Origin of the sequence: Shinella zoogloeoides, from assembly GCF_020883495.1 — a bacterium.
GTDB lineage: Bacteria > Pseudomonadota > Alphaproteobacteria > Rhizobiales > Rhizobiaceae > Shinella > Shinella zoogloeoides.
Genome location: NZ_CP086610.1, coordinates 3533453 through 3547501 on the forward strand (window position 1 = coordinate 3533453; position 14049 = coordinate 3547501).

The 14049-nt window shown below is 64.9% G+C and carries 15 protein-coding genes; 13 read left to right on the forward strand and 2 right to left on the reverse strand.

Features of this window, described 5'->3' with window-relative positions:
* The first annotated feature begins 43 nt into the window (after nucleotides 1-43).
* Nucleotides 44-844, forward strand: a complete 801-nt coding sequence (locus tag K8M09_RS17375; protein ID WP_160786155.1) for an aldolase/citrate lyase family protein — start codon at nucleotides 44-46, stop codon at nucleotides 842-844.
* Here K8M09_RS17375 and K8M09_RS17380 read toward each other — a convergent pair.
* Complete coding sequence (locus tag K8M09_RS17380) at nucleotides 838-1734, reverse strand: GntR family transcriptional regulator (protein WP_160786154.1); 897 nt, start codon at nucleotides 1732-1734, stop codon at nucleotides 838-840. The two genes, K8M09_RS17375 and K8M09_RS17380, sit on opposite strands and share 7 nt — an antisense overlap.
* 190 nt (nucleotides 1735-1924) lie before the next feature.
* Here K8M09_RS17380 and K8M09_RS17385 point away from each other — a divergent pair, with 190 nt between their 5' ends.
* The 10 genes from K8M09_RS17385 to K8M09_RS17430 all read left to right on the forward strand — a co-directional run bounded on the left by K8M09_RS17385 (nucleotide 1925) and on the right by K8M09_RS17430 (nucleotide 11829).
* Entirely contained in the window at nucleotides 1925-2944 is a 1020-nt protein-coding gene (locus K8M09_RS17385; RefSeq protein ID WP_160786153.1) for an aldo/keto reductase, read from the forward strand.
* An 18-nt stretch (nucleotides 2945-2962) separates the two neighbouring features.
* Nucleotides 2963-3409, forward strand: coding sequence for an RbsD/FucU family protein (locus tag K8M09_RS17390; protein WP_160786152.1), 447 nt, complete (start codon nucleotides 2963-2965; stop codon nucleotides 3407-3409).
* A gap of 167 nt (nucleotides 3410-3576) precedes the next feature.
* Entirely contained in the window at nucleotides 3577-4566 is a 990-nt protein-coding gene (locus K8M09_RS17395; RefSeq protein ID WP_160786151.1) for an ABC transporter substrate-binding protein, read from the forward strand.
* 79 nt (nucleotides 4567-4645) lie between these two features.
* Entirely contained in the window at nucleotides 4646-6199 is a 1554-nt protein-coding gene (locus K8M09_RS17400) for a sugar ABC transporter ATP-binding protein (protein ID WP_160786150.1), read from the forward strand.
* A 28-nt stretch (nucleotides 6200-6227) separates the two neighbouring features.
* Entirely contained in the window at nucleotides 6228-7202 is a 975-nt protein-coding gene (locus K8M09_RS17405; RefSeq protein WP_160786149.1) for an ABC transporter permease, read from the forward strand.
* A 1-nt stretch (nucleotide 7203) separates the two neighbouring features.
* Nucleotides 7204-8220: a zinc-binding alcohol dehydrogenase family protein gene (locus tag K8M09_RS17410; protein ID WP_160786148.1), complete on the forward strand. Its 1017-nt coding sequence runs from the start codon at nucleotides 7204-7206 to the stop codon at nucleotides 8218-8220.
* A gap of 15 nt (nucleotides 8221-8235) precedes the next feature.
* A complete protein-coding gene (locus tag K8M09_RS17415) occupies nucleotides 8236-8967 on the forward strand; it encodes an SDR family oxidoreductase (protein WP_160786147.1) in 732 nt (243 codons plus the stop codon).
* 155 nt (nucleotides 8968-9122) lie between these two features.
* Entirely contained in the window at nucleotides 9123-10409 is a 1287-nt protein-coding gene (gene phaZ / locus K8M09_RS17420) for a polyhydroxyalkanoate depolymerase (RefSeq protein ID WP_160786146.1), read from the forward strand.
* A gap of 128 nt (nucleotides 10410-10537) precedes the next feature.
* Complete coding sequence (locus tag K8M09_RS17425) at nucleotides 10538-10972, forward strand: DUF2852 domain-containing protein (protein ID WP_160786145.1); 435 nt, start codon at nucleotides 10538-10540, stop codon at nucleotides 10970-10972.
* 95 nt (nucleotides 10973-11067) lie between these two features.
* On the forward strand, nucleotides 11068-11829 hold the full coding sequence (locus K8M09_RS17430) for a M48 family metallopeptidase (RefSeq protein ID WP_160786144.1): 762 nt from the start codon (nucleotides 11068-11070) through the stop codon (nucleotides 11827-11829).
* A gap of 3 nt (nucleotides 11830-11832) precedes the next feature.
* Here K8M09_RS17430 and K8M09_RS17435 read toward each other — a convergent pair whose 3' ends face one another.
* Nucleotides 11833-12027 (reverse strand): YqaE/Pmp3 family membrane protein, encoded by a 195-nt coding sequence (locus K8M09_RS17435; RefSeq protein ID WP_119257967.1) that lies wholly within the window; start codon nucleotides 12025-12027, stop codon nucleotides 11833-11835.
* Nucleotides 12028-12157: 130 nt separating this feature from the next.
* On the opposite strand from K8M09_RS17435, the gene K8M09_RS17440 reads away from it, so the two are divergent.
* Nucleotides 12158-12832: a phosphoribosylanthranilate isomerase gene (locus K8M09_RS17440; RefSeq protein ID WP_160786143.1), complete on the forward strand. Its 675-nt coding sequence runs from the start codon at nucleotides 12158-12160 to the stop codon at nucleotides 12830-12832.
* Nucleotides 12829-14049, forward strand: a complete 1221-nt coding sequence (trpB, locus tag K8M09_RS17445) for a tryptophan synthase subunit beta (RefSeq protein ID WP_160786142.1) — start codon at nucleotides 12829-12831, stop codon at nucleotides 14047-14049. Before K8M09_RS17440 ends, trpB begins: the two co-directional genes overlap by 4 nt.

The following is a 14049-nucleotide window of genomic DNA, read 5'->3' on the forward strand; positions in this document are numbered from 1 at the left end:
CCGGGCTTGCCCGGCCGGTTTCCGTTTCTGAGAGGGAAAGATCGTGGCAGCACCGAAAAATGCCTTCAAGGCCGCGCTTCGCGAAGGCCGGTTCCAGCTTGGCCTCTGGGCCGCGCTCGGCAGCGCCTATGCGGCGGAGATTCTCTCGACCAGCGGCTATGACTGGCTGCTGATCGACGGCGAGCACGGTCCGAACGACATGCCGCTGATCAGCGCGCAGGTCGGTGCGCTGCGCCACTCGCCGGCGCATGCCATGGTGCGCCCGCCGATGGGCGAGGCGTGGATATTGAAGCAGCTCCTCGACCAGGGCGCGCAGACTTTCCTCATCCCGATGGTCGAATCGGCTGCGCAGGCCGAGGCGTTGGTGCGCGCCGTCCGCTATCCGCCGCACGGCATTCGCGGTGTCGGCGCGGGCCTCGGCCGGGCGAGCGATTTCAACCGCACGCCCGACTACATCACGACCGCCAACGAGGAGATCTGCCTGATCGTGCAGGTGGAGAACCGCGCGGGCCATGCGGCCATCGACGAGATCGCCGCCGTGGAGGGTGTCGACGGCATCTTCATCGGCCCGTCCGACCTTGCCGCCGATATGGGGCATCTCGGCAATCCCGGCGCGGCGGAGGTGCTGGCCGCGATCACCCATATCTTCGAGCGGACGAAGGCCCATGGCAAGGCGCGGGGCATCATGACCGTCTCGCTGCCGGAAGCCGGCGTCTACCGCGATCTCGGCGCGGATTTCATGGCCATCGGCACCGACGTCAATTGCCTCGTCTCCGCGGTCGGCGATCTGCGCCGGCGCTTCCTCGGGGAAGAAATAGCGGAGAAGCGCGGCGGCGGTTACTGAACCGCGTCGGGACCGTTGATCGACTGCAGCAGCGTTTCGCGCGCCGACTTCAGGTGTTGCCGGCAAGCGGCCTCGATACCGGCCGGATCGCGTGAGCGCAGCGCCGCGATATAGGCGAGATGTTCCTCCAGCGCGCGCGCATTGCGCTGGCGGGCGTTCGTCTTGTTCCACTGGTAGTGATAGTGGAAGACGATGGCGATCACGTCGTAGAAATCGACGACGAAACGGTTCTTCGAGGCACGATGCACCAGGAGGTGGAAGCGCTCGTCGAGTTCGGAGAAATCCACATAGCGGTTCTCGATATCGGCAAGGATATCGTGATGCACGGCCTCGATGGCGTCCAGTTCCCGCCATGCCGGGTGATCCTCGGGCAGATGCGCGAAGGCGGCGGCCGAGCGCAGCTCGAACATCTCGCGCACCTCCGTCAGCTCCAGCGCGAAATCGCGGGTGAAGCCCTTCAGCACCCAATGGCTGTTCGGCCGCTTCTCGATGAGGCCGAACCGGCTGAAGCGGATGAGGAATTCGCGCACGCTCGTCGTGCCGATGCCGATCTCGCGGGCAAGCTCCAGCTCGTTGATCTGCATGCCCGGCTGCGCGCCGCCGTCGAGAATCCGGCGCATGAAGCTGCGCTCGATGATCTCCGAGAGCGAATCCGTCTCCTCCGTCGGAAAGTAATCCGAGGGCACGGGCTTGCGCAGCACGATCTTGCGGCGCTTTTCCCAGGTCAGAAGGCCGATTTCCTCCAGCCGGGTCAGGATCGCGCGCACCGTGGTGCGGCTGACGCCGAGCGTCGCGCCGAGTTCGGGTTCGGACGGCAGGCTCGCCGTCTGTTCCAGCAGCTTCACGCAGCGATTGAAGGCGTCCTTGAAGACGGTATTCTGTTTGGCCATGGGTGCCGCCGGTTCCGGAGTTTCGCGTCCCTTAATGGCTGACCGGGAGAAAGGCCAGATGCCGGTGCTTCCACCGTCCCCTCGTCATATCCCCGTTTCCTCCTCATCGCATATTACCCATTGACGGCGATCTGTCTATTGTCGATAAAAGACAAAAGTGCCGGTGAGAGGACGCCGGCCGGGAGGATATATGCGGACGCGGACCATCGGAAGGACGGGCCTTGCCGTGACCGAATTCAGTTTCGGCACCGCGGCGCTCGGCGGGCTTTACCGGGCCTGCCCGCGCGATGTCGCGATGGCGACGCTGGAGGCGGCCTGGCAGGAAGGGCTGCGCTACTACGATACCGCTCCCTGGTACGGTTTCGGCCTTGCGGAGCGTTATGTCGGCGATTTCCTGCGCGGCAAGACGGAGGAAAACCACGTCCTGTCGACGAAGGTCGGCCGCATCATGATGCCGGTGCCGGACGACCGGGTGCCGGACTACGGCTTCGTCGATCCGCTGCCCTTCGATGCGCGCTACGACTACAGCTATGACGGCATCATGCGCTGCGTCGAGCTGAGCTATGCTCGCCTCGGCCTCAACCGGATCGATATCCTCTATGTCCACGATATCGGCGTCTATACCCACGGCGCGGAACGCAACGCCGTCTATCTGCGCCAGCTCTTCGATTCCGGGCTGAAGGCGCTTTCGGAGCTGAAGTCGTCGGGCGTCGTCAAGGCTTTCGGCCTCGGCGTGAACGAGGTGCCCGTCTGCCTCGAGGTGATGCGCGAGGCCGATCTCGACTGCATCCTGCTGGCGGGGCGCTATTCCCTGCTGGACCGCTCCGCGGTCGCCGAACTCCTGCCGCTCTGCGAGCGGAAAGGCACGTCGCTGGTGGTCGGCGGCGTGTTCAATTCCGGCATCCTGGCGACCGGCCCCGTGGAGGGCGCGCATTTCGACTACATGCCGGCGACGCCGGAGATTGCCGGCAAGGTCGGGGCGATGATGGCGATCGCCGACAAGGCGGACGTGCCGCTCGCCGCACCCGCCCTGCAGTTTCCGCTGCGCAATCCCTCCGTGGCCTCGGTGCTTGTCGGCACGGCCAAGCCGGAGAGCCTGCGGCGCAATATGGCGCTCGCACGCCAGACGCTGCCCGAGGACATATACCCGGCCTTCGAGCCCCATACGCTCGTCGCACCGGCGCTGGGAACCGAGGCGGTCAGACAATAGGATGAGGATCGAAAGACCATGCTGAAGGGAATTCATCCGCTGCTCGGCCCCGACCTCCTGCACACGATCAGGAGCATGGGCCATGGCGACGATATCGTCGTCGCCGACGCCAATTTTCCCGCGAGCTTCCTCGGTCCTATGGTCATCCGGGCGGACGGCGTCGATGCGATCGCCATGACCGAGGCCCTGCTGACGCATATGCCGCTCGATACATTCGTACCCGAGGCGGCCTGGCGCATGGAGGTGGTCGGGGACCCGCAGGCGGTGCCGGACGTCTGCGCGGCGTTTCAGGATGTCGTGCATCGGCTGGCCGGCGATTTCACCGTGCATGCGGTCGAGCGCTTCGCCTTCTACGACATGGCCCGCAAGGCTGCCTGCATCATTGCGACGACCGAATTTCGCCTCTACGGCAATATCATTTTGAAGAAAGGGGTCCTGCGCCCCCACGAGATTTTCCGAGGCTAGCCTTCGGGCCAGCCGCTGCCTTCGGACCGAGATCGCCCGCTTGCCAAGCCATGGCGTCGGGTGTAGCCTGCCCTGAATATGTTTTTTATCTATAAAAGGTCGAGTTGTTCGCTTCCTGCAACGCGATCCCCCAAGGAGGACAGGAAGCACCAGAGAGGAGAAACTTGATGAGCATTGCAAGATCGCTTCTGACCCGCCGCGCCTTTACGGCCCTTGCGGGTGCCGCATTCCTCGCCGTCGCCAGCCCCGTCGCCGCCTTTGCGGAGGGCGTCACCATTCCGATCATCGTCAAGGACACCACGTCCTTCTACTGGCAGATCGTGCTTGCCGGCGCCCGCGCCGCAGGCAAGGATCTCGGCGTGAACGTCCCGGAACTCGGCGCGCAGTCCGAATCCGACATCAACGGCCAGATCAGCATCCTTGAAAACGCCGTTGCGGGCGGCCCTGCCGCCGTCGTCATCTCGCCGACGGAGTTCAAGGCGCTCGGCAAGCCGGTGGACGAGGCGGCCAAGTCCGTTCCGATCATCGGCATCGACTCGGCAGCCGATTCCAAGGCCTTCACCTCGTTCCTGACGACGGACAACGTCCAGGGCGGCCGCATCGCCGCCGATGGCCTTGCCGCCGCCATCAAGGCCGCGACCGGCAAGGAAGAGGGCGAAGTCGCCATCATCACCAGCCTGCCGGGCGTCGGCTCGCTCGACCAGCGCCGTGAAGGCTTCCTCGACCAGGTCAAGACCAAATATCCGGGCCTGAAGGTCGTGGCGGACAAATATGCGGACGGTCAGGCCACCACCGGCCTCAACATGATGACCGACCTCATCACCGCCAATCCGAACCTCGTCGGCGTCTTCGCCTCCAACCTCATCATGGCGCAGGGCGTCGGCCAGGCGATCGCGGAAAACAAGCTCGGCGACAAGATCAAGGTCATCGGCTTCGATAGCGACGAAAAGACCGTCGGCTTCCTCAAGGAAGGCGTGCTGGCCGGCCTCGTCGTGCAGGACCCGTACCGCATGGGCTATGACGGCGTGAAGACGGCGCTCGCCGTCTCCAAGGGCGAGAAGGTCGAGGCCTTCGTCGATACCGGGGCAAACCTCGTGACCAAGGACAACATGGCCGATCCGAAGATCGACGCCCTCCTGAACCCGAAGGTCAACTGACCGGCCGTTTGACCATCTCCCGCCCGGGCCGCATGATCCGGGCGGGAGGCTTTGCGTGCAGTCACGGGAGGGACGAAGGATGAGCAGCCTCGAAGAGCTGAGCCATCGGCATGAAGACAAGGCGAAGCTCGCCGAATCCGATGCGGTGCCGCGCGGCGCGCCGATCCTCGAACTGCGCGGCCTGCAGAAGAAATACGGCCTCGTCGAAGCCCTGAAGCCGGCGACGGTCACGTTTCTGGCCGGGGAAATCCACGCCATCGTCGGCGAGAACGGCGCCGGCAAATCCACCCTGATCAAGCTCCTGACCGGCGTCATTCGTCGCACGGCCGGCGAGGTCTTCTGGTGCGGCAGGCCCGTCCAGCTCGCAACCCCCACCGAAGCCATCTCCCGCGGCATCAATGCCGTGCATCAGGAGGTCGTGCTGTGCCCGCATCTTTCGGTCGCGGCCAACATGTTCCTCGGCGACGAGCTGAACCGCTTCGGCCTGATGCGAAAGAGCGCCATGGAGCGCGCCGCGCAGGCCGTGCTGGACGATCTCGGTTTCCAGCTTCCTGCCGGCGCGCTGCTCGGCAGCCTCACCATCGGCCAGCAGCAGCTCGTCGCCACTGCCAAGGCGGCGATGCGCGGCATCCGCTTCCTCATCTTCGACGAGCCGACCGCCTATCTGACGCGGCAGGAATCCGCCCAGCTCTTCCGGCTCATCCGCCGGCTGCGCGATCAGGGTGTCACCATCGTCTATATCAGCCACCGCATGGAAGAGGTCTTCGAGCTTGCCGACCGGGTCTCGGTGCTGCGCGACGGCACCCATGTCGGCACGCGCCTGATCGGCGAGACCAATGAGAACGAGCTGATCGCCCTGATGATCAACCGCTCGATCGAGCAGATCTACCACAAGGAGGCGGTGCCGCCCGGCGATGTCATCGTCGAGACGCACGGCCTGTCCGGCCCGGGCTTCGAGGATGTGTCGCTGTCGGTGCGCGCCGGCGAGATCGTCGGCCTCTACGGTCTCATCGGTGCCGGCCGCAGCGAATTCGCGCTCGGCCTTTATGGCCGCCAGCCCATTTCCGCCGGTGAAATCCGCTGGGACGGCAAGAAGGTCGTCATTCCCAACGAGCGCGCCGCGATGGATCTCGGCATCGCGCTCGCGCCGGAAAGCCGCCGCGATCAGGGCCTCTGCCTCAACCTGCCCATCGGCCTCAACATCAACCTGCCGGTCTATCGCCGGCTGAGTTCGGGCCTCGTCATCCGCAAGGGCGACGAGGCGGAGAATGCCGACCGGCAGATCCGCGACCTGCGCATCAAGACGCCCTCGCGCCGGGTGCTCGCCTCCGCCATGTCCGGCGGCAACCAGCAGAAGATCGTCATCGGCAAGTGGCTGAGCCACGGCGCGCGCCTCTTCATCTTCGACGAGCCGACGGTCGGCGTCGATGTCGGCACCAAGGCGGAAATCTACCGTCTCTTCGGCGAGCTTCTCAAACAGGGGGCCGGCATCATCCTGATCTCGTCCTACCTGCCGGAAGTCTACGAGCTTTCCGACCGGCTGCACGTCTTCCGCGGCGGCCGTCTGGTCGCCAGCCACAACCATCGGGCAGCCTCGCACGAGGACGTCCTGACCCAGGCCATCGGCATCTGAACCGCCGCTCGAAAAAGGGAGAAGAAACATGAGCGTGGAGACGACGACGGAGAGCGCACCGGCGCCGCGCAAGGGCACGAATATCCTGCTCGGCCTGACGCTGCTGGGCCTCCTTCTGGCGCTGTGGCTGGCTCTCGGCCTGTCGACGGCCGCCTTCTGGACGCCGAACAACATTTCCAACCTGCTGCGTCAGGGGGCGATGACGGCGATCCTCGCGGTCGGCCAGACCTTCGTGATCATCACGGCGGGCATCGACCTTTCCGTCGGGGCCATCGTCGGCTTCACCAGCGTCATCATCGCCTGGCTGCTTCAGGCGGGCGTGCCGCTCTGGGCCTCGATCCTGCTGACGCTGCTGATCGGCGTCGCCATCGGCGCGTTCCATGGCTTCGGCATCGTGCGCATGGGCCTGCCGCCCTTCATCATCACGCTGGCGACGCTCACCTCGCTGCGCGGCATCGGCCTCTTGATCACCAACGGCTCGACCATCTCGATCAGCCACGAAGGCTTCACCAATTTCTCCCGGGCCGACTTCCTCGGCGTGCCGAGCCTCTTCTGGATGGTCATTCTGGTGGCGATCCCCGCTTTCGTCTTCCTGCATCTCTCCCGCTTCGGCCGCTATCTCTTCGCCGTCGGCTCGAATGGCGAGGCGGCGCGCCTTTCCGGCGTCAATGTCAACCGCACCATCTACCTCGCCTATATCCTGTCGGCCACCTGCGCCGCGCTCGTCGGCGTGCTGCTGGCGTCCCGCATCGGCATCGGCAACGCCACGCAGGCGGAAGGCTGGGAGCTTCAGGCCATCGCCTCCTCGGTCATCGGCGGCACCAGCCTTTTCGGCGCGGTCGGTTCGGTGCATGGCCCGCTGCTCGGCGCTTTCATTCTCGCGACCATCAACAACGGTGCGAACCTGCTCAACGTCAATTCGTTCTGGCAGCGCATCATCACCGGCCTGCTGATCATCGTTATCGTCTATTTCGACCAGCTCCGCCGTCGCGGAACCCGCTGAGATGAGGGCCGTCGTCTGCATCGAACCCGGCCGCCTCGAGGCGGTCGAGCGTCCGGCACCGGAAGCGCCGCCGGAGGGCTGGGTGCGCCTTGCCGTCAGCCATGTCGGCATCTGCGGCACGGACTATCATATCTTCGAGGGCAAGCACCCGTTCCTCGAATATCCCCGCATCATGGGCCATGAGGTTTCCGCCACGGTGCTCGATCCGGGCACGAGCGGCTTTCCCGCCGGCGCACCTGTCGTGGTGAACCCCTATATTTCCTGCGGCGCCTGCATCGCTTGCCGCAAGGGCAAGCCGAACTGCTGCACGGCCATCCGCGTGCTCGGCGTCCACACGGACGGGGCCTTCTGCGAGGAAATCCTGCTTCCGGCCGAAAACCTCTACCCCGCCGACGGCCTTTCGCTGGAAGCGGCCGCGACGGTGGAGTTCCTTGCCATCGGTGCCCATGCCGTGCGCCGCTCGCTCGCCCCGGCCGGTTCGCGCGCCCTCGTCATCGGCGCCGGCCCCATCGGTCTCGGCACGGCGCTCTTCTCCCGCATTGCCGGTCATGACGTCACGCTGATGGACACATCCGGCGAACGGCTCGCCATGGCGGCGGAACGTTTCGGCTTCGAAAGCGGCCTTCTCGCCGGCCCGTCCTCGGTGGAGGAGGTTGCCAGGGCCACCAACGGCGATGGCTTCGATGTCGTCTTCGATGCGACGGGCTACGGCAAGTCCATGGAAGCGGCCTTTTCCTATGTCGCCCATGGCGGCGCGCTGGTGCTGGTGAGCGTGGTGAAGGACGAGATCCGCTTCTCCGACCCGGAATTTCACAAGCGCGAAATGATGCTGATCGGCAGCCGTAACGCCACCCGCGTCGACTTCGAACATGTGATGGCAAGCATCCGCGCCGGCCATGTGCCGGTGGAGGCGCTGGTGACCCATCGCACGACGCTCGACCGGGTGCCCATTGACCTTGCCCGCTGGGCGACGGAAAAATCCGGTCTTATCAAGGCCATCGTGCGCGTTGGCGCATAAGGGAAGGACATCTCCATGAGCAATCTTCAGGGCAAGACCGTGCTGGTGACGGCAGCGGGGCAGGGCATCGGACGCGCCTCGGCGCTGGCCTTCCAGAAAGCCGGCGCGACGGTGATCGCCACCGACGTCAATCCCGCGACGCTGGCGAGCCTTGCGGATGAGAGCGGCATCGCTACGCGCATCCTCAACGTGCTCGACGATGCGGCCGTTTCCGCCGTCGTCGCCGATATCGGCCGCATCGACGTGCTCTTCAACTGCGCCGGCGTCGTCCATGGCGGCACCATCCTGGAAATGAAGGAGGACGACCTCGCCTTCGCCTGGAACCTCAACGTGCTCGCTATGGTGCGCACCATCCGCGCCGTGCTGCCGGGCATGCTGGAGCGCGGCGACGGGTCCATCGTCAACATGGCCTCGGTCGCCTCCAGCGTGAAGGGCGTGCCGAACCGCTTCGCCTATACCGTCACCAAGGCCGCCGTCATCGGCCTCACCAAATCGGTCGCCGCCGACTATGTGGCCAAGGGCATCCGCTGCAACGCCATCTGCCCCGGCACCGTGGAAAGCCCCTCGCTGCAGGACCGCATGCGCGCTGGCGGCGATTACGATGCGGCCCGCGCCGCCTTCATCGCCCGCCAACCGATGGGCCGCATCGGTACGCCGGAAGAGGTGGCCGATCTTGCGGTGCACCTTGCCGGCGCCACCTATACGACGGGTCAGGCCTATGTCATCGACGGCGGCTGGACGGGCTGAATCCCGTTCATGCTCGCGAAAGGTTCGCGGGCGTAGGATGCTTTCCGTGGAATGTTGCCACGCAGCGAAAACATGTTAGTGTTTTCGCAACTGCGCAAACCGGGTGACGATGGTGCGGGGTTCCGACCCGCATCCAGAATGGGGTAACGCGTCCGATGTATTATCAGCTCTACGAACTCAACCATGCGATGATGGCGCCCTGGCGGGCTGCCGCGGACCAGATGCGCCTTGCCTTCCGCAATCCGCTCAACCCGCTTTCGCACACCTATTTCGGCCGCTCCATGGCGGCGGGCTTCGAGGTTCTGGAGCGAACCACCCGGCGTTACGGCAAGCCGGAATTCGGCCTGCCCACCACCGTCATCGACGGTCAGGACGTCTCGGTTCACGAGAAGATCGTCTGGCAGCGTCCCTTCTGCAATCTCATTCATTTCGAGCGCTGTCTGCCGGCCGGCCACCGCAAGGATCCGAAGATCCTGATCGTCGCGCCCATGTCCGGCCACTATGCGACGCTGCTGCGCGGCACGGTCGAGGCCCTGCTGCCCCATGCCGAGGTGCACATCACCGACTGGGTGGATGCGCGCATGGTGCCGCTGTCCGAGGGACGCTTCGATCTCGACGACTATATCGATTACGTCATCCAGATGCTTCATGCGCTGGGGCCGGATACCCATGTCATCGCCGTCTGCCAGCCGGCCGTGCCGGTTCTGGCCGCCGTTTCGGTCATGGAAGCCGAGAACGACCCGCTGTCGCCCTCCTCCATGACGCTGATGGGCGGGCCGATCGATACACGCATCAATCCGACGGCGGTCAACAAGCTCGCCAAGGAAAAGCCGATCGAGTGGTTCCGCGACAATGTCATCATGCCGGTGCCGTGGCCGCAGCCGGGCGTGATGCGCGAGGTCTATCCGGGCTTCCTGCAGCTTTCCGGCTTCATGTCGATGAACCTCGACCGCCATGTCATCGCCCACAAGGAGTTCTTCGCCCATCTGGTGAAGAACGACGGGGACGCGGCGGAAAAGCACCGCGACTTCTACGACGAATATCTCGCCGTCATGGACCTGACCGCCGAATTCTACCTCCAGACGGTCGAGACGGTCTTCATGAAGCACGCCCTTCCGAAGGGCGAGATGATGCACCGCACGCGCCCCGTCGACACGACGGCGATCCGCAAGGTGGCGCTGCTGACCGTCGAGGGCGAGAACGACGATATCTCCGGCGTCGGCCAGACCGAGGCGGCGCAGACCATCTGCACCAACATCCCGGACGACATGCGCATGCACTATGTCCAGCCGGATGTCGGCCATTACGGCGTCTTCAACGGCTCGCGCTTCCGCAAGGAGATCGCGCCGCGCATTCTTTCCTTCATGGCCGCCCATGGCAAAGCCGACAAGGCGAAGCCGATGCCGCGTGTCATCAAGGGCGGCAAGGCCGGCGGCGTCTGATTTTTGAGGCTCGTTTCAGGCACTTGTCCGATTCCATCAGGCATCGCCTTGAACGCCATGGGCACGCTGCCCACATCGGATTCACCGGAAACCGGGGTGGTTTCCGCCGATCGTGAGGAAGATTGCACATGAACCAGTCAGCACTGATCCGTCCGGACTGGACGCCTGCGACCATCGCCCTGATGGTGCTCGGCTTCGTGGTGTTCTGGCCGCTCGGCCTTGCCATGCTAGCCTACATCATCTTCGGCGACCGCCTGAGAACCTTCAAGAAAGACGCCAACGACAGCGTGGACGGCATGTTCGCCTCCTGCCGCGGCAAGTTCCGCGGCGGCCGTGGCCATGGCTTCCGCAGCGCCACCGGCAATGTCGCCTTCGACGACTGGCGTGACGCCGAGCTTGCCCGCCTCGACGAGGAGCGCCGAAAGCTCGACGAAATGCGCGAGGAATTCGACGCCTACAGCCGGGAACTGCGCCGCGCCAAGGACCAGGAGGAGTTCGACCGCTTCATGCGCGAACGCCGCGCCAAGGGCCAGAGCGACGTCCCGGGTTTCCCCGCGAACTGAACGGCCTGAACGGATGAACGAAGCGACCGGCGCCCTCAGCGCCGGTTTTTCGTCGAGGCGTTTCAGCAAGCGCCGAATCGGCTATGAAAGGCAGCATGTTTTCCCTGGCTCGCAAGCCCCGCAAGGCCCTGAAGACCCCGCCTCCGCCGGAACGGCGCGAGATCGACGTCAATGGCAAGGCCGTGCCGCTGACCATAAAGCGCGATCTGCGCGCCACGCGCCTGACGTTACGTATCGAGCCCGGCGGCCGGGCGCTACGCATGACGGTGCCGAACGGCATCGCCGAGCGCGACATCCGCGATTTCCTCACCCGTCATCAGGGCTGGCTGATGACGAAGCTCGCCAAATTCCGCTCGACCAACGAACTGGAGGATGGCGGCTATGTCATGATCCGCGGTGTCGCGCATCGCATCGAGGCGACGGGCAGGCTGCGCGGCCTGACCGAGGCCGTCATCGTCGATGACGAAGCCGTGCTGCGTGTCGGCGGCATGGAGGAGAGCATTCCCCGCCGCATCAGCGATTTCCTGAAGAAGGAGGCGCGGCTGGAACTGGACCGCCTCGTTGCCGTCCATGCGGGCCGCATCGGCAAGCGTGTGAAGTCCCTGACCCTGCGCGATACGCGTAGCCGCTGGGGCTCCTGTTCGGCGGATGGCGCTCTGAGTTTCTCCTGGCGCATCGCCATGGCCCCGCCCCATGTCATCGATTATCTCGCCGCCCATGAGGTGGCGCATCTCGCCGAAATGAACCACAGCCCCGCCTTCTGGTCGCTCTGCGCGCAGCTCTGCCCGACGACGGAGGAGGCCAAGCGCTGGCTCAAGCGCAACGGCAGCCTGCTGCACGCCGTCGATTTCGGCTAGATTTCACCGCCGATCGGCCAGCGCCTCGCGGATTTTCCTGTCCGTATTGTACTGTCCCAGCGCATAGACCGCCCAGATGGCGGCCGGCAGCCAGCCGATCAGCGTGACCTGCAGGATGAGGCAGATGATGCCGGCAATCGGGCGTCCGATGGTGAAGAACACCAGAAAGGGCAGGAGGATGGCGATGATGAGCCGCATGGTCGTCTCCGGTCTTGATCTGCCCTCCATATGGGCGCTGTGCCGGCCCATGCAAGGGTGTCGGTTCCGGCCCTCTTGCCGCCGTCTTTCGGCTCGACTCTTCCGGTGATTCGTGCGACTCCCATGCCCCATGACACTCGACATCAAAATCTGCGGACTGAGGACCGAAGAGGCCGTCGACAGGGCGGTTGCGCTCGGCGCGAGCCATATCGGCTTCATCTTCTTTCCCAAAAGCCCGCGCAATATCGAGCCTTCCGATGCCGGCCGTCTGGCGGAGCGGGCGCGCGGCCGCGCGAAGATCGTCGCGGTGACGGTGAATGCCGACAGCGACACGCTCGACGAGATCGTCGACCAGCTTTCGCCCGATATGCTCCAGCTTCACGGCAGCGAAAGCCCGGAGCGGGTCCTGACCGTCAAGGCCGTCTATGGCCTGCCGGTCATCAAGGCCTTTTCCGTGCGCGAGGCGGACGACCTGAAGAAGATAGACCCCTATATCGGCATTGCCGACCGGTTCCTCTTCGATGCCAAGCCACCGGCCGGCTCCGAGCTTCCGGGCGGCAACGGTGTCTCCTTCGACTGGAACCTCATGCATCTGCTTGACGACGGCGTCGATTACATGCTTTCGGGTGGGCTGAACAAGGATAACCTCGCCGAGGCCATCCGGATGACCGGCGCGCCGGGCATCGACGCAAGTTCGGGCGTCGAGAGCGCACCGGGCGTCAAGGACCTCGGCTTGATGGAAGCGTTTTTTGAGGCGGCACGAAAGGCGGAACGCGAGACCGCCGCCGCAGGGAGAGGCAAGTGAACCAGTCACCCAACCTGAATTCGTACCGCGCCGGTCCCGACGAGGACGGCCGTTTCGGCATTTTCGGCGGCCGTTTCGTCGCCGAAACCCTGATGCCGCTGATCCTCGATCTTCAGGAAGAGTGGAACAAGGCCAAGACCGATCCCGCTTTCCAGGCGGAACTGAAGGACCTCGGCGCCCATTATATCGGCCGCCCGAGCCCGCTCTATTATGCCGAGCGCCTGACGCAGCATCTCGGCGGCGCGAAGATCTACTTCAAGCGCGAGGAGCTGAACCACACCGGCTCGCACAAGATCAACAATTGCATCGGCCAGATCCTGCTTGCCAAGCGCATGGGCAAGACGCGCATCATCGCGGAAACCGGCGCCGGCCAGCATGGCGTGGCCTCGGCGACGGTCGCCGCCCGCTTCGGCTTCCCATGCGTCGTCTATATGGGCGCGACGGACGTGGAGCGTCAGGCCCCGAACGTCTTCCGCATGAAGCTGCTCGGCGCGGAAGTCCGCCCCGTCACGGCCGGCAGCGGCACGCTGAAGGACGCGATGAACGAGGCGCTGCGTGACTGGGTCACCAATGTCGACGATACCTATTACCTGATTGGCACCGCCGCCGGCCCGCATCCCTATCCGGAGCTGGTGCGCGATTTCCAGGCCGTCATCGGCGCGGAAGCGCGCGAGCAGATGCTGGCCGCCGAAGGCCGCCTGCCGGACATGGTCGTTGCCGCCGTCGGCGGTGGCTCCAACGCCATCGGCATCTTCCATCCCTTCCTCGACGACAAGAACGTCCAGATCGTTGGCGTCGAAGCCGGCGGCAAGGGCCTCGAGGGCGATGAGCACTGTGCCTCGCTGACGGCCGGCTCGCCGGGCGTGCTGCACGGCAACCGTACCTATCTGCTTCAGGACGCGGACGGCCAGATCAAGGAAGGTCACTCGATCTCCGCCGGCCTCGACTATCCCGGCATCGGCCCGGAACATGCCTGGCTGCACCAGATCGGCCGCGCCGAATATGTTCCGATCATGGATGACGAGGCGCTGGAAGCCTTCCAGCTCCTGACGAAGCTCGAGGGCATCATTCCGGCGCTGGAGCCGAGCCATGCCGTCGCCGAGGTGATCAAGCGCGCGCCGAAGATGGGCAAGGACCAGATCATCCTGATGAACCTCTCCGGCCGCGGCGACAAGGATATCTTCACCGTCGGCAAGATCCTCGGCATGGAGCTCTAA